Source organism: Mesorhizobium sp. M1338 (genome assembly GCF_040318045.1).
Taxonomy (GTDB): Bacteria; Pseudomonadota; Alphaproteobacteria; order Rhizobiales; family Rhizobiaceae; genus Mesorhizobium.
The window spans coordinates 131,943-154,213 of the sequence record NZ_JAMYLL010000001.1 but is presented as its reverse complement, the minus strand read 5'-3'; the positions used below and the strand labels follow the sequence as shown (position 1 = coordinate 154,213).

The following is a 22,271-nucleotide window of genomic DNA, read 5'->3' as shown; positions in this document are numbered from 1 at the left end:
GGCCGCTTGCCTGTTGATATCAAACCCGAAAGACAGGATTGCCCGTGCAGGTACTCGTCCGCGACAATAACGTTGATCAGGCGCTTCGCGCTCTCAAGAAGAAGATGCAGCGCGAAGGCATTTTCCGCGAAATGAAGATGCGCGGTCACTACGAGAAGCCGTCCGAAAAGCGCGCCCGTGAAAAGGCTGAAGCTGTCCGCCGCGCCCGCAAGCTGGCCCGTAAGCGCGCCCAGCGCGAAGGCCTGCTGCCGATGACGCCGCGCCCCGTTGCTGCTGGCGCCGCCGGCGGTGCAGGTGGTGCTCCGCGTCCGCCGCGGTTCTAACGCCAATTTTTCGTCCTTTTCGAAGGATATCAGAGGTGGCGCGATGCGGAATCGCCGCCACCTTTTTGTTTTGGTTGTGACCCGGCCCGGAGGGGGGAATCGGACCTGAGCGACGCGGCTTGAAGTGAGGACAGGGCAGACATGAACGCAACAAGCGTGGAGCGCGGTACCGCATTGCGTGGTTTCGCCCTGACAGTGGCCCTGCTCTCCGGACTGGCGCTTGCCGGCTGCCAGACGTCAGGCCCGACCGGCGAATTCAACAACATCGACAAGGCGCAGGGGTCGAGCGAGAACATCTCCTCGCTGTCGGCGGTCATTCAGCGCAATCCCCAGGATCCCGAAGCCTACAACGTGCGCGGCTCGGCCTATGGCCGTGGCGGCCAATACCAGGCGGCGCTCAAGGATTTCAACCAGGCCATCCAACTCAACCCGAATTTCTTCCAGGCCTATTCGAACCGCGCGCTCATCCAGCGCTTCCTCGGCAATCAGACGGCCGCGCTCGAGGACTACAACCGTTCGATTCAGATCAATTCAAATTATGACGCCGCCTACATCGGCCGTGGCAATCTCTACCGCAAGGCGGGCCGCACCCAGGACGCATTCAACGACTTCCAGAAGGCGATCCAGCTCGACACGACCGACGCGCGCGCCTACCACAATCGCGGCCTGATCTATCAGAGTCAGGGCCAGCACAAATTCGCCATCGAGGACTTCTCGACCGCCATCTCTCTGGCGCCGGACGCCGCCGAACCCTACAATGGCCGCGGCCTTTCCTACCTGGCGACAAATGACGAGGACAACGCCTTCGCCGACTTCAACATGGCGATCAAGCTCGACGGCAAGAATGCCGAGGCCTGGGCCAACCAGGCGTTGATTTACGAGCGGCGCGGCGACAAGGCCAGGGCGGCGAAATCCTATCACGAAGCCATCCATCTAAACCCGGCCTACCAGCCGGCCAAGGATGGCCTCGCCCGCGTCAGCTGATCGATTTCGGCAAGCATTCCCACACAATCTGCGTGGCATCCAAGTGCCGCGGCGTCCTTTGCGTGTCCGAAAAGACGCACTCCGGCAACCCCGTGTTAACCCCGGCAGCAAGGCGTCGACCCGTGCCTTGTTCGCGCCAAGTTTTCAGCGGAACGGTCTGCCCACCCAATCCGTTGTCAAAAAGTAATTTGCGAAAGGACCTCCCATGATCAAGAAACTCGCCTGCGCCGCTGTCCTCGCCATGACGGCGTTTGCCGTCGCCCCGGCCAGCGCCGGCAAGCTGCAACTCGGCACGCTCGACTGCACCATCGATGGCGGCACCGCTTATATCGTCGCGTCCAACAAGGGCGTGTCCTGCGTCTTCCGCCCCCATCATCACGGACCGTCCGAGGTTTACACCGGCGTGATCTCCAAGGTCGGCCTCGATGTCGGCAAGACGCATCAAGGCCAGCTCGTCTGGGCCGTGCTGGCGGCAACGCGCGACCGCGACGGAGGCGATCTCGCCGGCAGCTACTACGGCGTCAACGCCGAGGCGAGCGTCGTGACCGGCGGCGGCGCCAATCTGCTTGTTGGCGGCCTGGACAGCGCCTTCATGTTGGAGCCGCTCAGCGTCCAGGCGCAGACCGGCGTCAACCTTGCCGTGGCCGTGACCTCGCTCCAGCTCATCCATTCGTTCAAGTGAATGCAGTGGAGCCATGCGCTCCACGACCCCTCACCCTGCGGCGCGAAACCAGATAGGATGGTTCCGCGCCGTTTGTTTTTGAGGGGGACTGCCATGCCCAAGACAGCCAGACTGAAGACAGCCATTGCCGCCGCCGTGATCGCCACTGTGTTTGCCGGGGCGGCGCATGCGCGGGACCAGGGCTTAGAACTCGGCACGCTCGATTGCGCCATCGGCGGCGGCACCGGCTTCATCTTCGGCTCGAGCAAGGATTTGAGCTGCACCTTCAATCCCGCCGACAAGAGCTTCGCGCCGGAAGCCTATTTCGGCGCCGTCAACAAATACGGCCTCGACATCGGCACGACGAAGCAGACGTTCATGCAGTGGATCGTGCTGACGCCGCTGAAGAATATCTATGCCCCGGGCGCGTTGGCCGGCGACTATATCGGCGCCAGCGCCGAGGTGACGGCGGCCGTCGGCGCCGGCGCCAATCTGCTGGTCGGAGGATCCTCGCAGGCCTTCACCTTGCAGCCGCTCAGCCTGCAGACGCAGACCGGCATGAACCTCGCGATCGGCGTCAGCCAGTTCCAGTTGCGCAGCACCGAGAATTGATCGCGCCACCGGACCGCAACCACATCCCGAAAAATTCGCTTGAGCTCAACCTCGGTTGAGGTTTTACAAGCCTGCCCCGACCGGAGCAGCGCGCTTGAAGCGGCGCGCGATACACGCTCCTGCCCGCGCATGGTCCTGCCGGAAATCCGTACTGGCTTCTGGCGTCCTGCTCTGGCGTCAAGATATTGCAAGGCAGGGGTGGACATGACCGATATCAACACAAACAGGGTCGACTGGCGCGCATTGTGGGCAAGCGGCGACTTGGCGCGCTTCTGCTTCATCAGCCTCGGCATCCTGCTGCACGCCACCAACGAAACCATGGTGGCAACCGTGATGCCGGCCATGGTCGGCGAACTGGCCGGCGTGCAGCTCGTCGGCTGGTCGCTGGCTATCTACGAGCTCGGCGCCATCGTTGCCGGCGCGGCGGCCGGACGTCTGGTGAGCTATGTCGCGCTGCGCACCAACATGGTGGTCGCCGCGCTCCTTTACGCAGCCGGAGCGCTGATCTGTGCCACCTCGCCTTCCATGCAACTGTTTCTCGCCGGCCGCCTTATCGAAGGACTTGGCGGCGGGGCGCTGGTGTCGCTGGCCTTCGTCTCGGTCGAGCGGCTGTTCTCGCGCGCCATCTGGCCACAGCTTTTCGGCATCATGTCGGCGATCTGGGGCGTCGCCGCCTTCAGCGGACCATTGCTCGGCGCGATCATGACCGAGCTGCTGTCATGGCGCTGGGCCTTCGGCGTCTTCACCCTCGGCGGCACCGCCATGGCGCTGGCAAGTTTCATCGTGCTCGACACGCCGGAGGCGACGAAACCCAGGACGAGCATAGGCATGGCGCCGCCCTTCCCGTTCGCGGCCCTTGGCTGCCTTGCCGTCGCCGTGGTGCTGATCGCCTCGGCCGGCGTCGACATCGCATTGCTGCGTTCCTCGCTGCTGATGGTCCTTGGCCTGGCTGGCCTGGTGCTGTTCTTCTCCATCGACGCGTTGAAGCCGCGCTCGCGGCTGTTTCCGGCGCGGCTGTTCTCGTGGCGAACGCCGGTCGGCGCCGGCATGACCATGGTTGCCGCCTTTTCGGTAGCGACCTGTTCCTTCGGCGTCTACGGACCGCTGCTGCTGACCAGCCTGCACGACATTCCGCTGCTGACCACCGGCTACATCATCGCCGCCGAATCGATCGCCTGGTCGATCCTGTCGATCCTGGTCGCCAACGCGCCGCCACGGCGCGAGCGGCTGATCATCGTTGGCGGCGCGGTGATGATCGCGGCCGGTATTGCCGGCTTTGCCTATACGATACCCCTAGGCTCTATCCCGCTGATCCTGATCTGCGCGCTGCTGCAGGGCGGCGGCTTCGGCATCTCCTGGCCCTTCCTGACGCGCGTCATCGTCGCCTCAGCGCCTGAAAGCGAGCAGACCATCGCCTCGGCGGCGGTGCCGACCATGCAGCGCATCGGCTATGCCGTGGGTGCCGCACTCGCCGGCATCGTCGCCAACGCCAGCGGCTTTTCGCAAGGCTTGAACCACGACGCGGCGGCGAATGTCGCATCCTGGCTGTTTCTCGCCTTCGTGCCGCTCGGCATTGTCGGCTGCCTGGCGGCTCTGCGGGCATCGACAACAGCAAATCGACTGCAAGAGGCTGTTGGCTAGACCGGGGTCCTGGCTTACTCGACCTCGCGCAGACGATAGCCCACACCAGTCTCGGTGGTGATGTAGCGCGGCTGGTCGGGGGTCTTCTCGATCTTCTGCCTGAGCTGCCGGACATAGACCCTGAGATACTGCACGTCGGTCGAATCGCCCCAGACCTGCTTCAACAGGAAATGGTGGGTCAGCACCTTGCCTGAATGCTGCACGAGGATGCGCAGGATATCGTACTCCTTCGGCGAGAGCTTTACGTCCTTGCCCTCGACCTTGACGATGCGCTTGACCAGATCGACGGACAGGTCGCCGGTCTGGAAAACAGGCTTCTCGCCCTGTTGCTGGAATTTGTGCCGCAGCGCCACGCGGATGCGCGCGACCAGTTCGTTCATGCCGAACGGCTTGGTGACATAGTCGTCTGCGCCGAGTTCAAGAGCCTGGACGATGCCGGCCTCGTCGGTGCGGCTCGACAGAATGACCACCGGAATGTCGAGGCCGTCGTCACGCCATTTGCGCAACAGCTCATGGCCGCTCATGCCGGGCAGGCCAAGGTCGAGCAGGACAAGGTCCGGCTTCTCGGCCTCCATCAGCTCGATCGCCGCTTTGGCGTTCGGCGCCTCGCTGATCGCGTAGCCTTGGCTGCCGAGCCCGACACGCAGCAGCTTTCGGATCGGCGGCTCGTCATCGACGACCAGTATCCTGACGTTCGAGTTTGTCATGCCAAGTCACCCACATCATCCGTGGCGGAGGCGTCGAGATCGGGCGGGTTGGCCGGCTTAGGCATCTTGATGGTGAAGACCGCGCCCGAACGATCGGTCCGGTTTGCCGCCGTGATCGTCCCACCCATCGCCTCGATGAAACCACGGCAGATCGAGAGCCCGAGCCCGGTGCCGGCGCGGACCTGATCGCGCTTGCGCACCCGGTAGAAGGTATCGAAAATCCGTTCCAGATCGCCGGGGGGGATGCCCGGCCCTTCATCCATGACCTGCAGGAGGACAGAACCATTGTCGATCCAGCCCTGCATGCGGATCGTCGAGCTGGCCGGCGCGTATTTCGCTGCATTGTCGAGGAGATTGAACAGCGCCTGCTCGAACAGCACGGGATCGACCTTCAACATCGGCAGATCCGAGGGGATGTCCGTCTCGATCTTGTGCTCGCCGATGATTTTCCTGGCCCGCTGCAAGGCGGAACCGACGATGTCGCCGACATAGTGGAAGGCAAAGTTCGGCTCCATCGCGCCGGACTCGATCTTGGTCATGTCGAGCAGATTGGCGATGAAACGGTTCAGCCGCTCGGATTCGTCGAGCACGGTCGACAAAAGCTCCACCCGGTCCTGTTCGGGAAGTGTCGGCGCGAATTCCCGCAGCGTGCCGGCCGCACCCATGATGGCGGCGAGCGGCGTCTTCAAGTCATGCGAGATCGAGGTGAGCAGCGCCGAGCGCAGCCGGTCCGCCTCGGCCGCGAGCTTGGCGCGGTCGACGTCGGCGACCAGCTGGATGCGCTCGATGGCGACAGCCGCCTGGTCGGCCAGCGCGTCGAGCAGGCGCTGTTGTTCGGGCGTCAGCAGCGGTCCCTGCTTGTCATTGTCGAGGCCGACGACGCCGATCGCCGTGCGCCCGGTTCGCAAGGGAAGGTAGAGGCGCTTGGCGCCGGGAAGCGTGTCGGCGCCGCGACCCGCGGCACGGTTGTGCTCCCACGCCCAGCGGGCGGCGGCGATGTCGGCTTCGGCCAGCGTGTCGTCAGGCGGATAGCCGGCCTTGACGGTGATCGTTCCGTCTTCCGGCAAAAGCAGCACCACCCGCAGCTTCAGCATCGAGGCGATCTGGAAAGCGGTGGCCCAGAGAACGTCGTCGAGCGTGCCGGCACCGGCAAGCTTCTTCGAAAAGAGGTAGATGTCCTCCGTCGCCCGCGCCCGTGAGCGGGCGGCGACCGCCTGGCGCTGCACGCGCGCCGTCAGATTGCTGGCGATAACGGCGACAACCAGGAACACGCCGAGCGCGACAATGCTTTCCGGATCCCGGATGGTCAGCGTGTAGCGCGGTTCCAGGAAGAAATAGTTGAAGGCAAGGGCGCTGACGAAACAGGCATACAGAGCCGGCCACAGGCCACCGGTCACCGCCGATGCCAGCACCGCGATGAGAAAGATGATCGCCAGATTGCGAACGTCGAGAAACTGGTCGAGAAGCATGGCGAAGGCGAGCGAGCCCACGACAAATGCCGTGGCCTTTAGATAGGGCCAGATCTCGAACTGCCACTGCTCGTCCGCCGCCCTGACGCTCCTCGACGCCGCCTCCGTGCCGCGTTCGTTTCCCGAAATGACATGGACGCTGATGTCGCCGGCATTGCGGATGAGATCATAGGTGAGCGAGCCTTCGATCAATTCCCGCCAGCGCGACCGGGTCGGCCTGCCGACCACGATATGGGTGAAGTTGTTCGCCGTCGCGTAACGCACGATGTCCTGCGCTACATTCTGCCCCGGAATGGTCGTTACCTCGGCGCCAAGCTGCTGGGCGAGGCGCAGGTTGTTTGCGAGCCGGTCCTTATCCTCTTCGGGCATACTGGCCGAGCGCGGGCTATCGACATGCAGCGCCGTCCAGGGGGCACGCAGCCGGTCGGCCAGCCTGCGCGCATAGCGGACGCGGGCCGCTCCTCCCGGACGCGCGTCGAGGCAGACGAGAACCCTTTCCCCGGCAGCCCATGGTCCGGGAATAGCATGGGCCTGCATATGGATCAGCAACTGGTCGTCGACGCGCTGTGCGGTTCGGCGCAGCGCCAGCTCTCTGAGCGCCGTCAGGTTGCCGGGCGAGAAGTAGTTCTCGATCGCGCGCTGGGCGGTGTTGGGGAAATAGACCTTGCCTTCCTCGAGCCGTTTGATCAGGTCGTCGGGGGTAAGATCGATGATCTCGACATCGTCGGCCTGGTCGATGATGGAATCGGGAACCGTTTCGCGCACCCTGACCTTGGTGATCTGGGCGACGACGTCGTTCAGGCTTTCGACATGCTGGATGTTGAGCGTCGTGTAGACGTCGATGCCGTGCGTCAGGATTTCCTGAACGTCGAGATAGCGCTTGGGATGGCGGCTGCCGGGCGCGTTGGTATGGGCGAGCTCGTCGACGAGAACCAGCGCCGGACGCCGGGCAAGGATGGCGTCGATATCCATCTCGTCAAGGATGCGCCCTTTGTAGTCGACCTTGCGGCGCGGAATGACCTCATAGTCCTCGACCAGGGCCAGCGTTTCCTTGCGGCCATGCGTCTCGACGATGCCGATCACCACGTCGACGCCGTCGGCCAGTCGGGCGCGGCCCGACATCAGCATTTCGTAGGTTTTGCCGACGCCCGGCGCGGCGCCGAGGAATATCCGCAAACGGCCGCGTCCCTCCCGCTCGGCATGATCGAGCAGCGCGTCGGGAGAGGGTCTGGTATCGTTGCTTCTGTCGTCCGGCATCAGGTTCGATCATGGATGGCGCCGGGGATACTGTCGATCCCTGGCCGCCGCCATTCCCTATTTCGCGGCGTCCAGCGCAAGATTGAGACCAAGCACATTGACCGCCGGTTCGCCCATGAAGCCGAGTTCCCTGCCCTCGACCTGGCGGTCGACAAGCGCCTTGACCTTGGCTTCATCGATCCCCCTGGCCTTCGCCACCCGGGCAACCTGGAAGTAGGCCGCTTCGGGACTGATATCAGGATCGAGGCCACTGCCGGAAGTGGTGACCAGATCGATCGGGACGGGCTGGTTCGGATTCTCCGCCTTCAGCTTTTCCGCGTCGCCCTTGATGCGGTCGATCAGCTTGGGGTTGGTCGGACCTAAATTGCTGCCGCTCGAGGCGGCGGCATTGTAGCCGTCGCCGGCAGCCGAGGGGCGACCATGGAAATAGCGGTCGCTGGCAAAGGCCTGGCCGATCAGTTCGGAGCCGATGACCTTGCCGTCCTTCTCGATCAGGCTGCCATTGGCCTGGCGCGGGAACAGCGCCTGGGCGATTCCGGTCATGCCCAACGGATAGATCAGGCCGGTCAGCACCGTGAAGAAGACGATCATGACGATCGCGGGTCTTATCTGGGTGAGCATGGACATATTCCTCAGAGCAATTCCAGGAAAAGTGCGTAGCGCTTTCCCTAGGGAATTGCGTTAAAACACAGAGTTAAGCGAGGCCGAGTGAGGTGACGATCATGTCGATCGCCTTGATGCCGACGAACGGGACGATGATGCCGCCGAGACCGTAGACGAGCAGGTTGCGGCTGAGCAGCGCGCCGGCGCCGATGGCACGGTATTTGACGCCTTTCAGCGACAGCGGGATCAGTGCGATGATGATCAGCGCGTTGAAGATGATGGCTGACAGGATAGCACTCTGCGGCGTCGCCAGATGCATGACATTGAGTGCCTGTAACGGGCCCGTGGTCTGCCCCGGCGCGATGTAGAAGGCCGCGAACATCGCCGGGATGATGGCGAAATATTTGGCGACGTCGTTGGCGATGGAGAAAGTCGTCAGCGAGCCGCGCGTCATCAGCAGCGCCTTGCCGATTTCGACGATCTCGATCAGCTTGGTCGGATCGCTGTCGAGGTCGACCATGTTGCCGGCCTCGCGGGCGGCGACCGTGCCGGTGTTCATGGCGACGCCGACATCGGCCTGGGCAAGGGCCGGCGCATCGTTGGTGCCGTCGCCGCACATGGCGACCAGCTTGCCCTTGGCCTGCTCGTCGCGGATCAGCTTGAGCTTGTCCTCGGGCGTCGCCTGGGCGAGGAAGTCGTCGACGCCGGCCTCCGCGGCAATGGCCGCCGCCGTCATCGGATTGTCGCCGGTGATCATCACCGTGCGGATGCCCATCTTGCGCAGTTCGGCAAAGCGCTCCCTGATGCCGCCCTTGACGATGTCCTTGAGGTGGACGACGCCGAGCAGGCGCCCGTCGCGCTCGACAGCCAGCGGCGTGCCGCCCGACTTGGCGATCTCGTCGGCGATCGCCTGCAGGTCACGGACGGTATCGCTGCCGGGCCGCGTCGCGTGGGCGGCGACCGTCGACTGGCTGACATGGGCAAGCACGGAATCGACCGCACCCTTGCGCACCGAAGAGCCGTCAATGTCGACGCCGCTCATGCGGGTCTGCGCGGTGAAGGGCACGAAGGTGGCATGCAACGTGGCCATGTCGCGGGCGCGGATGGCGTATTTCTCCTTGGCCAGCACGACGATCGAGCGGCCTTCCGGCGTCTCATCGGCAAGCGACGCGAGTTGCGCCGCGTCGGCCAGCTCCTGCTCGGTGACGCCCTTGACCGGACGGAACTCGGTCGCCTGGCGGTTGCCGAGCGTGATCGTGCCGGTCTTGTCGAGCAGCAGCGTGTCGACGTCGCCGGCAGCCTCGACGGCGCGGCCCGACGTAGCCAGCACATTGAAGCGCACCAGGCGGTCCATGCCGGCAATGCCGATGGCCGACAGCAGCGCGCCGATGGTGGTCGGGATCAAGGTGACGAACAGGGCGACGAGCACGGTGACCGAGATATAGCCACCCGAATAAGTCGCAAAACTCGGGATCGTTGCGGTGGCCAGAACGAAGATCAGCGTCATGCCGACGAGCAGGATGTTGAGTGCGATCTCGTTCGGCGTCTTCTGGCGCTCAGCGCCTTCGACCAGCGAGATCATGCGGTCGAGGAAGGTGTGGCCGGACGCGGCCGTGATGCGCACGCGGATCCAGTCGGACAAAACCTGCGTGCCGCCGGTGACCGCCGAACGGTCGCCACCGGATTCGCGAATGACCGGTGCGGATTCGCCGGTGATTGCTGCTTCGTTGACCGAAGCGACGCCCTCGATCACCTCGCCGTCGGACGGGATGATGTCGCCAGCCTCGACCAGCACCGCATCGCCGACCTTGAGGCTGGTGCCGGGCACGAGTTTGTATCTGGTGCGGTCTTCGCCGGTCAAAAGCTTGGCCTGGGTCTCGGTGCGCGCCTTGCGCAGCGAATCCGCCTGTGCCTTTCCGCGGCCTTCGGCGACCGCTTCGGCGAAATTGGCGAACAGCACGGTGAACCACAGCCAGATGATGATCTGCAGCGTGAAGCCGAGATTGCCGCCGCCGGTGACTAGGTCCTTGACGAACAGCACCGTGGTGAGGGCCGAGACGACGGCGACGACGAACATCACCGGGTTCCTGGCCAGCGTGCGCGGGTCGAGCTTGCGGAAGGCGCCGCCAATGGCGGGAAGCAGGATGCGGGCATCCATGATGCTTGCTGATTTCGAGCGGCTCATTTTGAAGCTCCGGCTTCGGTGTTGTTGGATGGCACCGAACGATCGGTTGCCGAAAAGAAGTGTGGCGGCCCGTAGGCCAGCAACCAGAGGACGAGCATGACTGCCGCAAGACCGAGAAACGTCGACAGGGTCGGGAAAGGAGGAGGTCTCTCCTCCTTCCCGTGATCGCCACCGTGGCTGATCTTGCGACGCATGGAGTTGAACCAGGGCATGACAGCCTCAGAAGGTCTGCCCGTGAATGCCAGCCAGGTGCTCGATGATCGGCCCGACGGCGAGCGCCGGGAAGAAGGTCAGACCACCGACGATCAGGATGACGCCGACCAGCAGCCCGACGAACAGCGGGCCATCGGTCGGGAAGGTGCCGGCGGAAGCCGGAACCGTCTTCTTCGCCACCAGCGAGCCGGCGATGGCCAGCGCCGGGATGATGACCAGGAAGCGGCCCATCAACATTCCGATGCCGATGGTGATGTTGTACCAGGGCGTGTTGCCGCTGAGGCCGCCGAAGGCCGAGCCATTGTTCGCCGCACCCGACGTGTAGGCGTAGAGAACCTCGGAAAAGCCGTGCGGGCCGGCATTGCCCATCGACGCCACACCGGTCGGCAGCACGACCGCGATGGCGGTGAAGATCAGCATCGCCAGCGGCAGGCACAGGATGGCCAGCATCGCCATCTTGACCTCCTTGGCCTCGATCTTCTTGCCGAGATATTCGGGGGTGCGGCCGACCATCAGGCCGGCGACGAAGACAGCGACGACGATGTACGTCAGGATACCGTAGAGCCCGGCGCCGACACCGCCGACGATGACTTCGCCAAGCTGCATGTTGATGATCGGGATCATGCCGCCGAGCGCGGTGAACGAGCCGTGCATGGCATTGACGGCGCCGCAGGAGGCGGCGGTGGTGATGACGGCAAACAGCGCCGACAAGGCGATGCCGAAGCGTGTCTCCTTGCCTTCCATGTTGCCGCCGTCGATGCCTAGCGCATGCACCAGCGGGTTGCCGGCGGCTTCCGCCCAGTAGCAGACGATGACGCCGCCGATGAACATGACGCCCATGGCCGACAGGATCGCCCAGCCCTGGCGCTGGTTGCCGACCATGCGGCCGAAGACGTTGGTCAAGGCAGCGCCGATGGCGAAGATCGACACCATCTGGATCAGGTTGGAGATCGCGTCAGGGTTTTCGAAGGGATGCGCGGCATTGGCGTTGAAGAAGCCGCCGCCATTGGTGCCGAGCATCTTGATGGCCACCTGCGAAGCGACCGGGCCGACGGCGATGGTCTGCCTCGCGCCTTCGAGCGTCGTGGCCTCGACGTAGGCGCCAAGCGTCTGCGGCATGCCGAGCCAGACATAGACCAGAGTCAGCACGATGCAGAACGGCAACAGCAGATAGAGTGTTGAGCGGGTCATATCGACCCAGAAATTGCCGATCGACTTGCCGGAAGCGCGGGCAAAACCGCGGATCAAAGCGATGGCGATGGCTATGCCGGTGGCCGCCGAAACGAAGTTCTGCACCGTCAGGCCGGCCATCTGCACGAGGTAGGACAGCGTGCTCTCGCCGCCGTAGTTCTGCCAGTTGGTGTTGGTCATGAAGCTGGCGGCGGTGTTGAAGGCCAGTCCTGGCTCAACCGCGGTCATGCCGGCGGGGTTGTAGGGCAGGCTTCCCTGCAGGCGCTGCAGGACATAGAGCACAAGGAAGCCGGCAACGTTGAACAGCAGCAGCGCCACCGCATAGGTGGTCCAGTGCTGCTCCTCGCGTTCGCTGGTTCCGCAAATGCGATAGAGCCCGCGCTCGATCGGGCCGAAGATTGGCGAGAGCAGCGTGCGGTCGCCGTTGAAGACGCGGTGCATGTAGCCGCCGAGCGGTTTCACGAGCAAAATGATGATCCCGCAATAAACCAGGATCTGTATCCAACCGTTCAGGGTCATGGCTGTGCTTTCCGTGCCTTCAGAAGCGTTCTGGACGAACGAGCGCGTAGGTCAGGTAGGCGAGCAGGAACAAGGTCACGCCACCACCGAGGATGTAATCGAAAAGCATGGTCCTATCCTCAGCTCAAATTCTGTCGCAGGCTTTGACATAGGTGAAGAACAGGGCGAAAAACAAAACCCCGATCCCAAGAACAATGCCGTCCATTATGTTTGTTCCTTTTGCTCACTTGTACTTTGCGCCCTCGACGAAGATTCGCGACGCCATGGCCCGCCGCATTTTTTGCCGCTGACGGAACCGGTTGTGTTTTCTCAAGGGGAATATGGACCCGATCGCCATAAAGGTTCGAGACGGGACGGGGCGGAAAGAAATAGGAATTTCATAAAGGTTTTGGCCTGGCGACCATCCCAGGGGTCGCGGTCGGTGCGTCGCGCACGCCCTACCGGCTGGCCGTCATGCCGGCCATGCGGGACGTCATCGTGCAGCCGGCCCGGAACGCCGAAAAAGCGAAAAGCCCGGCTGGGGGGCCGAGCCGGGCTTCTGTGGTCGGGGTGTGGCTTTCACCCATGACGATGGGAGGTGCATTCATTGCTGAATGGATTTGGCCGGCATTCCAATATCGTTTTGTATTCCTATGGCATCCGAGGCCCATTCCCGCATTTCCGGGGAAGCATCGCTGGACTTGAGGATCGACACCGCCAGCGCTGCCATATCGGCCGGCGGTTTTTGGTTGGCGTCCATATAGGCGAAATAGCCGACCGTGGCGGCACATCCTATCGAAATGGCAGGCGAGACAAACTGGACTGTCTTCAGAACTATTGTTCGGCAGCGTTTGGATGGGCTGGGTTTTGCGACGTCAGCCTCGTCATCCAGGTCAGTCATTCCACCCCGCCCTCGCGAGTCGATACCTCACCATTTAGGACGATGAGCTTCATTGGTTAAAATGCGGATAAAACTTTCACAAGCCTGGTCGCGCTGCGGGCCGAGAACTATACGCCGCAACAATCACTGGCCTTGTGCGCTCTTTGGCAAGGACGAGACGGTTGATATTTACCGAAGCTGCATCTTGATTGCAGCCTTGAGGGTCACGCCTTCTTCACGAACTCGGTTTTGAGCACCAGGCCCTTCACTTGCTTGGTGTTGCATTCGATCTCGCCGGGATTGCCGTTGAGGCGAATGTTCTTCACCAGCGTACCCCGCTTGATCGTCTCCGAGGAGCCTTTGACTTTGAGGTCCTTGATCAGCGTGACGGAATCGCCGTCATTCAATTGAGCGCCGTTGCTGTCGCGCACGATTACATCGTTTGGCATGCCGTCTCCTGTGATTGGATCACCACTACCAGATCACGTAACAATTCCAAAATCGGCTCGTGGGCGTTCACGCGTGATCCTTCTGGCGCCCTTACGAGACGCAACGATATCAGAGGGTTCTACCATTTTTTGTGGGCTGGCGGAGAGAGCGTCCGCCAAAGGTGGAGTGACATAGGGTGACGCACGGTGGCATGGCTAACTGAAAATCCCTGCAAATACAACGAATTTGCCCATTCCAACGGGTCGCGCGCTGACATATACTACCTTCCAATGACACCATAGAGGTGCAAGGAAAGGTGCAAGTGAAATGGCGCGCCCCACCAACAAGCTCTCCGCTCAGGAGGTCAAGTTCGAAGCAAGGCCGGGACGCCACAGCGATGGCGGCGGCCTCTACCTTCAGGTTGAGCCGGGCGGGTCAAAATCTTGGGTCTTCATGTGGAAGCGTGACGGTAAGCGCACAGCGATGGGGCTGGGACGTTATCCCGATAACGGCCTAGGCGACGCGCGCGGTAAGGCTGAAGCGGCTCGCAAGAACCTCGCTGCTGGCCGTGATCCCTTGCTGCAGGTGCGTCAAGAGGCGGAGCGCGAGGAGGCCGACAAGACCTTCTCCGAGTGCGTCGACTTGTTCCTCGATGAGGATCGGAAAGCCTCGTGGAGGAACTCGAAGCACCGGGCCCAATGGGAGATGACGCTTGGCGACGCCTATTGCAAGCATCTCAGGCCGATGCGGGTTTCGACAATCGGCACCGAAGATGTACTGAAGGTTCTGAAGCCCATCTGGTCAGCAAAGCCCGAGACGGCAAGCCGATTGCGTGGCCGTATCGAGCGAGTGTTGTCATTTGCCAAGGGGAAGGGATGGCGTTCCGGCGAGAACCCGGCGCTTTGGCGCGGCCATCTCGATTCGATCCTGCCGAAGCCTGAAAAGCTGAAGCGGCGCGGCCATCATCGCGCGATGGCGTATGGGAGCGTGCCAGCCTTCATGCAGCGCCTGCGCGAGGCCAGCGGCATGGATGCGAAGGCGTTGGAGTTTACGATCCTGACGGCTGCGCGGTCGGGCGAAACGGTTGGCGCTACATGGGATGAGATCGATTTCGAGCAGAAGGTCTGGACGGTCCCGGCAAGCCGCATCAAGGCCGGGCGCAGGCACGAGGTGCCGCTGTCGCCACGCGCTGTTGCGCTCCTGCGCTTGGTGCCGAAGCGCAACGACAACCCGTATGTCTTCCCCGGTCAGAGAAAGGGGAAACCGATCTCGGCAGCCTCGATGGAGATGCTGCTGCGCCGATGGGAACTTAAGGACCAAACGACCATCCACGGCTTTAGGTCCTCTTTCCGCGACTGGGTCGGCGACTGCACCGACTTTCCGCGAGAGGTGGCAGAGGCCGCGCTTGCGCATGTTATAGGCGACAAGGCCGAGCAGGCCTACCGGCGCGGAACGGCATTGGAGCGTCGCCGCAAGCTGATGACGGCGTGGGCCGACTTCCTCGCCAGCGGCGATGGCAAGGACAAGGTGATCCCGCTTGATGGGCGGCGCAAGGTGGCGAGAAAGTAGCCGCGCATGGGGTCCGACAGCCACATGGCCATCCGCGCGGCTTATCTGAAGGCGATGGCCGACGAGGGCGACGAGACCGGCGTCTTCGCCCATATCGTGAGAATGCTCTGGAGGTCCGACGATCCCGAGCAGCGGATGGCAGCCCGACTTTTGCTCAGGTACTGCAGAACGGGCACCTTCCCCGCAGCGGCAAAGGCGAAGACCGGCAGGCCGGCTGGCCCGGTCAAATGCAAAAGGACGCCGACCGGAGAGCCCCGGGAGTGCGAGGTTCCCCGCAACGAGATCGCACTTTCGGTTTTCCATCGCCTTGTCCCCGACCCCAAGCCCCCAAAGCTCGCCCTGGCGGCGATCTTCGACGCGGACGAACGGCGGCGCTCCCTGCGACGGCGCAAGTTGAGGAAAGCGGTCGCTGAAACGGCCTCATACTTCGGCGTCAGCGAGAACGTAGTGCGCGACTGCTTTGAGGAGCACTGCGACGAGCTTCTGCTGTTTGGCGACGCGATCACATGGTCATGACGAAAAGAGGGTCGAATCGGCCTTCGAAATCGTCGTGAAACTGCCAAATCGTTGTTTTGCAAAGCGATTTCAATAGTGCTGTCATGGGCTGTCTATCCCTTTCGAGGAGTGCCAGCCATGAACACCACTGCAGGGGTCGAGCGTACTGATCCCATCGTGGACCTCCTTTCGAAGCTGTCCGACAACCGACTTGCCTATTCGATCAAGGAGGTTGCGGACATGACCGGCCTGAGCCAGAGGACGGTTTTGCGGCGCATCGCCGACGGCAGCCTTCCGGCGGTCCGCAGCCGGGGCAGGACGCTGATCCTGAAGGAACTCAACCACAAGGCAGCCTAGACCCGCCGGCAGTTACCCATGCGCGGCGGATCAAGGTTGTTTTCAGGCTGGTGAGACGGTCCGAAACTACCCCCCATTTGAAGCGCAGGTCAACTGCCCGGCTCCTGACCAAGGAGGCGTCCAATGCCTGCACCGTTGCCGCTCACAGAGTTGCCGCCGTTTCGCCGCCGCGTCACTCTCCCTCACGGCTACGAGGTCGAGTTCGCCTTTGGCTCCTCCGGCCTGAGCCGCAAGTGGTACCCGGCCCGTCCTGTGTTCCGCTCGCATCGCGCGGGCCGTCGCTTCCTTGACGCCTATCGAGACGCGCGGGCGGATTTCTTGCGCGACGTCGCAACAATGCTCGGCGGCACCGTTGTCGTGGCCGACACGGAGGGCGAGGTCGATGTCATCGAGCCGGAGACGCGGCAATGATCGATTTCAAGCCGCCCGACACCGACGTGATGGAAGCTGTGCGGCTTTTGCGGTTTGCGCGCAATGCTCTGCACGCGGCAACGCTGAAGCTCGATGACGCTGGGTACACCTGCGCGGCGCTCGACCACCTCTACTGTGACTGTGCAGGCCTTGTCGCCGATTGGGCTGGGCGCAGGCCCCAACCCGTTCCCGAGCACATGGTCCGCGCGGCTGTCGAATATCGCCACCGGCACGGCAGGAGCTACTGATGACACGTGACGCCGACGAGGATTTCTGGGATCAAGACGAGTTGCAGCCGTGGGAGATTGAGAGCCCGCAAGGGGTGAGGCTTGAAGATTTCTTCGCTTACATGCCGCAACACCGCTTCATCTTCGCCCCGACCCGCGAGTTGTGGCCGGCATCAAGCGTAAACTCTCGTCTGCCGCCGATGATGGAGAATGGAGAGAAACTAAGCGCATCCGCATGGCTTGACCGCCACCAGCCGGTAGAGCAACTAACATGGTTTCCCGGCGAGCCGATGATTATCCGCGACAAGCTGGTCGCTGAAGGCGGGTTCATTGACCGCAGCGGCTCGACCATCTTCAACTTATACAGGCCACCCGGATTGCTGCCGGGGCGACCAGAACTTGCAGGTCCGTGGCTCGAGCACGTCCGAGCGGTCTATCCTGACAACGCCGAGCACATAATCCGCTGGCTTGCGCACCGCGTGCAGAAGCCGGGCGAGAAGATCAATCACGCGTTGCTGCTCGGGGGGCCGCCTGGCATCGGCAAGGACACTCTTCTGCACCCAGTCGTCCATGCCGTTGGCGCATGGAATTTTGCCGAGGTGTCGCCGCCGCAATTGCTGGGCCGTTTCAATGGCTTCTTCAAGAGCGTCATCCTGCGGGTCAATGAGGCCCGCGATCTCGGCGAGATAGACCGCTTCGCCTTTTATGAGCACTGCAAGCCGCTGACAGCGGCTCCGCCGGAGGTGCTGCGCTGCGATGAGAAGAACATTCGTGAGCATAGCGTCCTGAATGTCGTCGGCGTCATCATTACGTCGAACTATCTGACTGACGGCTGTTATCTGCCCCCTGATGACCGACGGCACTATGTCGCCTGGTCCAAACTGCCTGCCGCTGGCGAGCCGGGAGCGCTCGACAGCGACTACTTCCAGAGGCTCTATCGTTGGTACGACGAGGGCGGCGGCAACGGGCATGTCGCTGCCTACCTGAGGGAATTTGATCTATCTGACTTCAATGCCAAGGCACCACCGCCGAAGACTGCCGCGTTCTGGGAAATCGTCGATGCAAACCGGAGTTCAGGAGAGAGCGAATTTTCGGACGCCATCGACAAGATGACCGAAGGCAATGGGGGAAGGCCGCCGATCGCCTTCAGTACCGACAAGCTTACCGCGCACCTGCCGGAGCCGCTCGCTACATGGGTGCGAGACCAGAAGAATCGGCGGATTGTCCCGGTAATTCTCGAAAAGATCGGATACGTGCGGGTGCAGAACCCGCACACCAATAATCACCTATGGAAAATCAATCAGCGCAGGCAGGTCGTGTACGGTCTCCGATCCCTGTCGGAAAGAGCCCGGCTTGATGCGGCAATGGACCTCTACAGCAGCGGCGAAGCCTAGCACTGTTGGCACTGGTGGCACTGGTTCTCCAACTCGCATGTTTTGTACGCGGCGGTACAAATCCGCTGAAATGACAGATCACTGCCACCAGTGCCAGCACTGTCGGATGAGCCGACCCCTTGGAACCCTGCCGACAAGGCCGAGGCGCTGGCCTCCTACGCCCGGCAGGCCGACGACGACACGCTGCTGGATTACGCCATGCGGGTGAAGGCACGGGCGGTCAGGCGGGCCGGTGAACTGCTCAAGGAGTTCGACGGCAAGGGCCGCAACCAGTTTTCCAAGGATGGTGGGGGTGCCCCCACCACCCAGCGGCAGGCCGCCGAAGAGGCGGGCATGTCGAAGGATCAGCAGGTGCAGGCGGTGCGGGTCGCCAACGTGCTGCTCGATGCGTTCGAGGCGGCAATCGGTGGCAACCATCCGGCAACCCGCCTGTGGCCATCATTAGACGCGCCGCATGTCCCGGATGACCTCTTGATGCATCTGTTCGCCCGCCTGAATAGCCCATTGGCCGAGGCTTCCGACAAAAGGGTTGTCCTGCGTTATCAATCTTGCCCGTCCGATCACGGCAGGTCTTGATAGGCGAAGCTGGGAGGAGGCAAGCTAGGAGGAGGACAGACCATGCCGGAGATCACCACCCCGTCCCTCACGCCGGTCGAGCGGGCTGCCCACTGGCTCGCAAAGCAGCCTGTCGGAAGCGTAGAAAATACCTTGCCGACCCTAATGAAGCAATTCAAGCCCTCCGCTCCGGATGCCATGCGAGCCATCAAGCGCGCCAATTTGTTGCGCGCCGCGTCGGCACGCGGGCCAGCGCCTTAATGCGACGGCGCGCAAGACCGTGGCGGCAGCCACGCCGTTGAGGTAAGCTTCCACACGCAAGAGGAGGTGCACATGCCGTCCGATCAGGAACTCTTCGCGAAAGGGTTGGCAGCCTACAAAAAGGTCGTGAGCTTGAATTACATGGCGCACAAGGAGGTCTATGACATCCTGCGGCAGGTTCTGTTGACCGAAGCTCCTGATCAGTTCGTGTTTCTAGACGTCGCCTGCGGCACCGCCACTGCCTCGGCAGAGGCACTGAAGGGCACCAATGTCGGGCGCTACATTGGGATCGACATTTCACAGCCATCGCTCGACGTGGCCCGGAAAGCGCTAAGCGACCTACGCTGTCCGGTTGATCTCCGCTGTCAGGATTTCGTTGAGGCGTTCGACGCGTGGGACGAACCTGTCGATGTCGTGTGGATTGGCCAGTCCCTTCACCATCTCCGTTACCCAAGTGAAAAGCAGGCCTTGATGCAGCGGGTTCGATCTGTGCTGCCGTGCACCGGGCTGTTCCTGATCTGGGAGCCAACCTGTCTTGAGGGCGAAGATCGGGAAGGATGGTTCAAAAGGTTCGGGCGGCTGCGACCGGAATGGTCGATGGTCACTGACGAGGAATTTGCCGCGTTTGATAGCCACTGTCGCGCGTCGGATTATGCCGAGACTTCGGCGACATGGATGGCAATGGGGCGCGAGGCTGGTTTCGAGCGGGTAGACGAGCTTCTGACGGTACCGAACCAGTTGGCACGGGTTTATCGATACAGCCACTGACAACGCGGCGAGGGCACCGCCGGTGTTAATCGCTGTGGCGTCAATCGGGTGACTGCGGTATTCTGACACCACCATGCCAAAGTCCAAACTGAACATAAGGCACGAGCGTTTCTGCCACGCCCTTGCCGAGGGCCTCCCCCAGTCCCGCGCCTACATCGAGGCAGGCTATGCGGCGCGCGGCAATGCTGCTGAGGTGGAGGCGTCGAAACTGGTCAGGATGCCTAAGGTGGCCGCCCGTGTTGCCGAGTTGCAGGCTGAGGCTGCAATACGCTCGGACGTCACTGTTGACGGCCTCGTCGAAGAATTGGAGCAAGCTCGCATTGGCGCAATGGCGGCAAGGCAATACTCGGCAGCAGCTGGCGCAATCCTTGGCAAGGCCAAATTGCTCGGGCTGATTACTGACAAGGCCGAAATCGAGACCGCAGTCCGTCGTCCGATGCGCGAGCCTGGCGCGGTCCGACAAATGTCGCTGCAGGAGTGGGAGGAGCGGTTCAGGCCGAAGACCTCCGCAACGCAGCTGGGTAACGGCAAGCCCGCCGCTGAACCGGAGAAGACGGAGCCGGAGGAGGAGATCGGGATCATCGAAACCATCCGGCGGGCCAAGGCGGCCATACAGGCGAAGTCGGGTTCGACTTAACGTCGCCGAGGACACCCCCGCAAAGGCACCTCGTGCGGCCATAGAGGCCCGCTCGGGGCCGGGCGGAGTTCCTACCTCCCGAAGGACCTTGCGCCGTTCTACGGGCCGCCCGGCAGAGTCAACGTCACTGCCCGCTGAACCCCGGTGCAACCTCTTCTTCCGACCCTCTGATGACCTTGTAAAGTTTGAATACGAGCGTATACATTCCTTACACACACACGGATGTCGCCTATGAAGCCCGCAATCGCCTATCTTCGCGTCTCGACCGACCGTCAGGGCAAGAGCGGCCTCGGCCTCGATGCCCAGCGCCAGTCAATCGCCCGCTTCGTCGAGGCCGAGGGGTTCGAAGTCGTCGGCGAGTTTGTCGAGGTCGAAACTGGCAAGGGAGCCGATGCGCTCGCCAAACGGCCACGGCTTTCGGCAGCGTTGGCGGCAGCCAAGCGCAACGGCGGTTGCCCGGTGGTCGTCGCCAAGCTGGACAGGCTTTCGCGCGATGTGGCGTTTATCAGCGACCTGATGTCGAAGAAGGTGCCGTTCATCGTCGCCGAGCTTGGCCCCAAGGTCGAGACCTTCATGTTGCACATCTATGCGGCGGTCGCCGAGCAGGAGCGCGCGGTGATCAGCAGGCGCACCAAGGAGGCTCTGGCGGCGGCAAGGGCGCGCGGCACCGTGCTCGGCAGCCCCGACCTTTCCCTCGCTCAGCAAAGGTCACGGGAGGTTCGTATGACACAGGCCGACGCTTTCGCGACCAACCTCCTCCCGATTATCCGCGACATCCAAGCGAGCGGGGTCAAATCCCTGAGGCAGATCGCGGCGGCACTAAATGCGCGCGGCATCGCCACCGCGCGCGGCGGGACGTGGACTGCGGTTCAGGTGACAGACATCGTCAATCGCGATGCTCGTATGAAGTCCAGTCCGCGCCAGCCAATCGCGACGGCGCTGCAAGATGAAGCTGCAGAGGTTGCTGAGCCCGGCTCTCGGACGCCGCTCGGCTCGCGCTGGTAGCGTGCTACACGTTCAGGATGAACAGAAAGCAGCAAATCCGAAAGCTCGCCCGGCGCTATGCTGACAACTACTACCGGGGCACGCACAGCACGAACGTGGCGACGTGGGGCCGGGTGTCTGCGCGTACCACCTTTGGGCTTACATGCGGCAGTGGCTCGACGACCATGATGAACTGCCCTCAGGTACGCATGTCGTGCCAGCAACCGTGGCCCGGTCGCCGGGCTTCACTGTTGGTCCCGAGCGCACGGTCGACTTCACTCGCCTGCGCAATGATCCAGACTATCCCGAGAGCTATGTTGCTCATATCTCGCCGCTCTCCTCGGTCACTGCCTAGCCGTCGGGCTCGCTGAGTTGAGTTACGCAAGAACACACCGAGTACGGGCGGCTGGACCACCCGGTACCCGCCCCGCCCGGGTTTGTCGGCAGCGGGGGTGGGGTGGCTTTGGGGGCCCCATGTTCCGGCGCGCAGAGCCGAAACAGCGGCGCGCCCTCCTCCAATCTGACCACTGCTGTTTGCGGGTCGGCAATTCACCGTGTTATCGATTTCTGATCGGAGACCGAGGCTGAACCATTGAACAATGCATTTGAGGGAATGGCTGCGTTCGTGGACGATTTTGATCGTCGATTGAGGCGCATCGAAGATGACGTGGCCCACATTCTGGAATTACTGCAGCAGAACAGGGTAACCCCTCCTGAAGTTGACAACGTTCGCCTGAACAAGAAACTTGCCTATACGCTGCGAGAAGCGAGCGAGGCCACGGGTCTTTCAAGGGCAAAATTTTACAGCTTGTTTAAGGAGGGGAAATTGCAACGGAGCAAGGCAGGTGGGCGCACCTTAGTCCTCGCGACCGAGTTGGAGCGGTACTTGCGGGAGGTGTCCTGATCAACGGCGGCCAACGGAGCAACTGCCTCGGCTCATCGGCAAGCTTTGGACCAATT

At 62.6% G+C, this 22,271-nt stretch carries 27 protein-coding genes; 18 read left to right on the top strand and 9 right to left on the bottom strand.

Annotation, left to right across the window (positions count from 1 at the left end; translation table 11 throughout):
* Positions 1-44 precede the first annotated feature (44 nt).
* The 5 genes from rpsU to NKH19_RS00800 all read left to right on the top strand — a co-directional run bounded on the left by rpsU (position 45) and on the right by NKH19_RS00800 (position 4,221).
* Complete coding sequence (gene rpsU, locus NKH19_RS00820; protein ID WP_023810129.1) at positions 45-323, top strand: 30S ribosomal protein S21; 279 nt, start codon at positions 45-47, stop codon at positions 321-323.
* Between the two features lie 141 nt (positions 324-464).
* The gene (locus NKH19_RS00815) at positions 465-1,307 is read left to right on the top strand and encodes a tetratricopeptide repeat protein (protein WP_352863137.1); all 843 of its coding nucleotides are present in this window, start codon (positions 465-467) and stop codon (positions 1,305-1,307) included.
* 205 nt (positions 1,308-1,512) lie between these two features.
* On the top strand, positions 1,513-1,989 hold the full coding sequence (locus NKH19_RS00810) for a DUF992 domain-containing protein (protein ID WP_352725195.1): 477 nt from the start codon (positions 1,513-1,515) through the stop codon (positions 1,987-1,989).
* Positions 1,990-2,082: 93 nt separating this feature from the next.
* Positions 2,083-2,580, top strand: a complete 498-nt coding sequence (locus NKH19_RS00805) for a DUF992 domain-containing protein (RefSeq protein ID WP_352863136.1) — start codon at positions 2,083-2,085, stop codon at positions 2,578-2,580.
* Between the two features lie 204 nt (positions 2,581-2,784).
* On the top strand, positions 2,785-4,221 hold the full coding sequence (locus tag NKH19_RS00800; protein ID WP_352863135.1) for an MFS transporter: 1,437 nt from the start codon (positions 2,785-2,787) through the stop codon (positions 4,219-4,221).
* Positions 4,222-4,235: 14 nt separating this feature from the next.
* Here the strand turns inward: NKH19_RS00800 and NKH19_RS00795 are convergent, their stop codons facing one another.
* From NKH19_RS00795 to NKH19_RS00755, 9 genes are all read right to left on the bottom strand, one after another.
* Complete coding sequence (locus NKH19_RS00795; RefSeq protein WP_352863133.1) at positions 4,236-4,928, bottom strand: response regulator transcription factor; 693 nt, start codon at positions 4,926-4,928, stop codon at positions 4,236-4,238.
* Complete coding sequence (locus NKH19_RS00790) at positions 4,925-7,654, bottom strand: DUF4118 domain-containing protein (protein ID WP_352863132.1); 2,730 nt, start codon at positions 7,652-7,654, stop codon at positions 4,925-4,927. The genes NKH19_RS00795 and NKH19_RS00790 overlap by 4 nt, the downstream gene beginning before the upstream one ends.
* A 57-nt stretch (positions 7,655-7,711) precedes the next feature.
* Positions 7,712-8,275 carry a potassium-transporting ATPase subunit KdpC gene (gene kdpC, locus NKH19_RS00785; protein ID WP_352863131.1) on the bottom strand — a complete coding sequence of 188 codons (564 nt, stop codon included), beginning with the start codon at positions 8,273-8,275 and terminating at the stop codon, positions 7,712-7,714.
* A 73-nt stretch (positions 8,276-8,348) separates the two neighbouring features.
* Complete coding sequence (gene kdpB, locus NKH19_RS00780; protein ID WP_352863129.1) at positions 8,349-10,442, bottom strand: potassium-transporting ATPase subunit KdpB; 2,094 nt, start codon at positions 10,440-10,442, stop codon at positions 8,349-8,351.
* Entirely contained in the window at positions 10,439-10,654 is a 216-nt protein-coding gene (locus tag NKH19_RS00775; RefSeq protein ID WP_352863128.1) for a hypothetical protein, read from the bottom strand. Before NKH19_RS00775 ends, kdpB begins: the two co-directional genes overlap by 4 nt.
* A 7-nt stretch (positions 10,655-10,661) precedes the next feature.
* Entirely contained in the window at positions 10,662-12,365 is a 1,704-nt protein-coding gene (gene kdpA / locus NKH19_RS00770; protein ID WP_352981556.1) for a potassium-transporting ATPase subunit KdpA, read from the bottom strand.
* Positions 12,366-12,384: 19 nt separating this feature from the next.
* Positions 12,385-12,474, bottom strand: a complete 90-nt coding sequence (gene kdpF / locus NKH19_RS00765) for a K(+)-transporting ATPase subunit F (RefSeq protein ID WP_019861144.1) — start codon at positions 12,472-12,474, stop codon at positions 12,385-12,387.
* 474 nt (positions 12,475-12,948) lie between these two features.
* On the bottom strand, positions 12,949-13,245 hold the full coding sequence (locus tag NKH19_RS00760) for a hypothetical protein (RefSeq protein ID WP_352863124.1): 297 nt from the start codon (positions 13,243-13,245) through the stop codon (positions 12,949-12,951).
* 203 nt (positions 13,246-13,448) lie between these two features.
* Positions 13,449-13,673 (bottom strand): alkylphosphonate utilization protein, encoded by a 225-nt coding sequence (locus tag NKH19_RS00755; RefSeq protein WP_352863122.1) that lies wholly within the window; start codon positions 13,671-13,673, stop codon positions 13,449-13,451.
* 307 nt (positions 13,674-13,980) lie between these two features.
* Between NKH19_RS00755 and NKH19_RS00750 the strand changes: the two genes are divergently transcribed.
* The 13 genes from NKH19_RS00750 to NKH19_RS00690 all read left to right on the top strand — a co-directional run bounded on the left by NKH19_RS00750 (position 13,981) and on the right by NKH19_RS00690 (position 22,215).
* Positions 13,981-15,222 (top strand): tyrosine-type recombinase/integrase, encoded by a 1,242-nt coding sequence (locus NKH19_RS00750; protein ID WP_352863120.1) that lies wholly within the window; start codon positions 13,981-13,983, stop codon positions 15,220-15,222.
* A gap of 24 nt (positions 15,223-15,246) precedes the next feature.
* Positions 15,247-15,738, top strand: a complete 492-nt coding sequence (locus tag NKH19_RS00745; RefSeq protein ID WP_352863118.1) for a hypothetical protein — start codon at positions 15,247-15,249, stop codon at positions 15,736-15,738.
* Between the two features lie 117 nt (positions 15,739-15,855).
* Positions 15,856-16,074 (top strand): helix-turn-helix domain-containing protein, encoded by a 219-nt coding sequence (locus NKH19_RS00740; protein ID WP_352863117.1) that lies wholly within the window; start codon positions 15,856-15,858, stop codon positions 16,072-16,074.
* Between the two features lie 123 nt (positions 16,075-16,197).
* Positions 16,198-16,485 carry a hypothetical protein gene (locus NKH19_RS00735; RefSeq protein WP_352863116.1) on the top strand — a complete coding sequence of 96 codons (288 nt, stop codon included), beginning with the start codon at positions 16,198-16,200 and terminating at the stop codon, positions 16,483-16,485.
* Complete coding sequence (locus NKH19_RS00730; RefSeq protein ID WP_352863114.1) at positions 16,482-16,733, top strand: hypothetical protein; 252 nt, start codon at positions 16,482-16,484, stop codon at positions 16,731-16,733. The genes NKH19_RS00735 and NKH19_RS00730 overlap by 4 nt, the downstream gene beginning before the upstream one ends.
* The gene (locus tag NKH19_RS00725) at positions 16,733-18,106 is read left to right on the top strand and encodes a primase-helicase family protein (RefSeq protein ID WP_352863113.1); all 1,374 of its coding nucleotides are present in this window, start codon (positions 16,733-16,735) and stop codon (positions 18,104-18,106) included. Before NKH19_RS00730 ends, NKH19_RS00725 begins: the two co-directional genes overlap by 1 nt.
* Positions 18,107-18,196: 90 nt before the next feature.
* A complete protein-coding gene (locus NKH19_RS00720) occupies positions 18,197-18,682 on the top strand; it encodes a hypothetical protein (protein ID WP_352863112.1) in 486 nt (161 codons plus the stop codon).
* Between the two features lie 42 nt (positions 18,683-18,724).
* Entirely contained in the window at positions 18,725-18,922 is a 198-nt protein-coding gene (locus NKH19_RS00715; RefSeq protein ID WP_352863111.1) for a hypothetical protein, read from the top strand.
* Between the two features lie 72 nt (positions 18,923-18,994).
* On the top strand, positions 18,995-19,690 hold the full coding sequence (locus NKH19_RS00710; RefSeq protein ID WP_352863109.1) for a class I SAM-dependent methyltransferase: 696 nt from the start codon (positions 18,995-18,997) through the stop codon (positions 19,688-19,690).
* 73 nt (positions 19,691-19,763) lie between these two features.
* Positions 19,764-20,327 carry a terminase small subunit gene (locus tag NKH19_RS00705; RefSeq protein ID WP_352863107.1) on the top strand — a complete coding sequence of 188 codons (564 nt, stop codon included), beginning with the start codon at positions 19,764-19,766 and terminating at the stop codon, positions 20,325-20,327.
* 231 nt (positions 20,328-20,558) lie between these two features.
* Positions 20,559-21,332 carry a recombinase family protein gene (locus NKH19_RS00700; protein ID WP_352863105.1) on the top strand — a complete coding sequence of 258 codons (774 nt, stop codon included), beginning with the start codon at positions 20,559-20,561 and terminating at the stop codon, positions 21,330-21,332.
* Positions 21,333-21,525: 193 nt separating this feature from the next.
* The gene (locus NKH19_RS00695; RefSeq protein ID WP_352863103.1) at positions 21,526-21,666 is read left to right on the top strand and encodes a hypothetical protein; all 141 of its coding nucleotides are present in this window, start codon (positions 21,526-21,528) and stop codon (positions 21,664-21,666) included.
* A 237-nt stretch (positions 21,667-21,903) separates the two neighbouring features.
* Positions 21,904-22,215 (top strand): helix-turn-helix domain-containing protein, encoded by a 312-nt coding sequence (locus tag NKH19_RS00690; RefSeq protein ID WP_352863101.1) that lies wholly within the window; start codon positions 21,904-21,906, stop codon positions 22,213-22,215.
* The last annotated feature ends 56 nt before the right edge of the window (positions 22,216-22,271 follow it).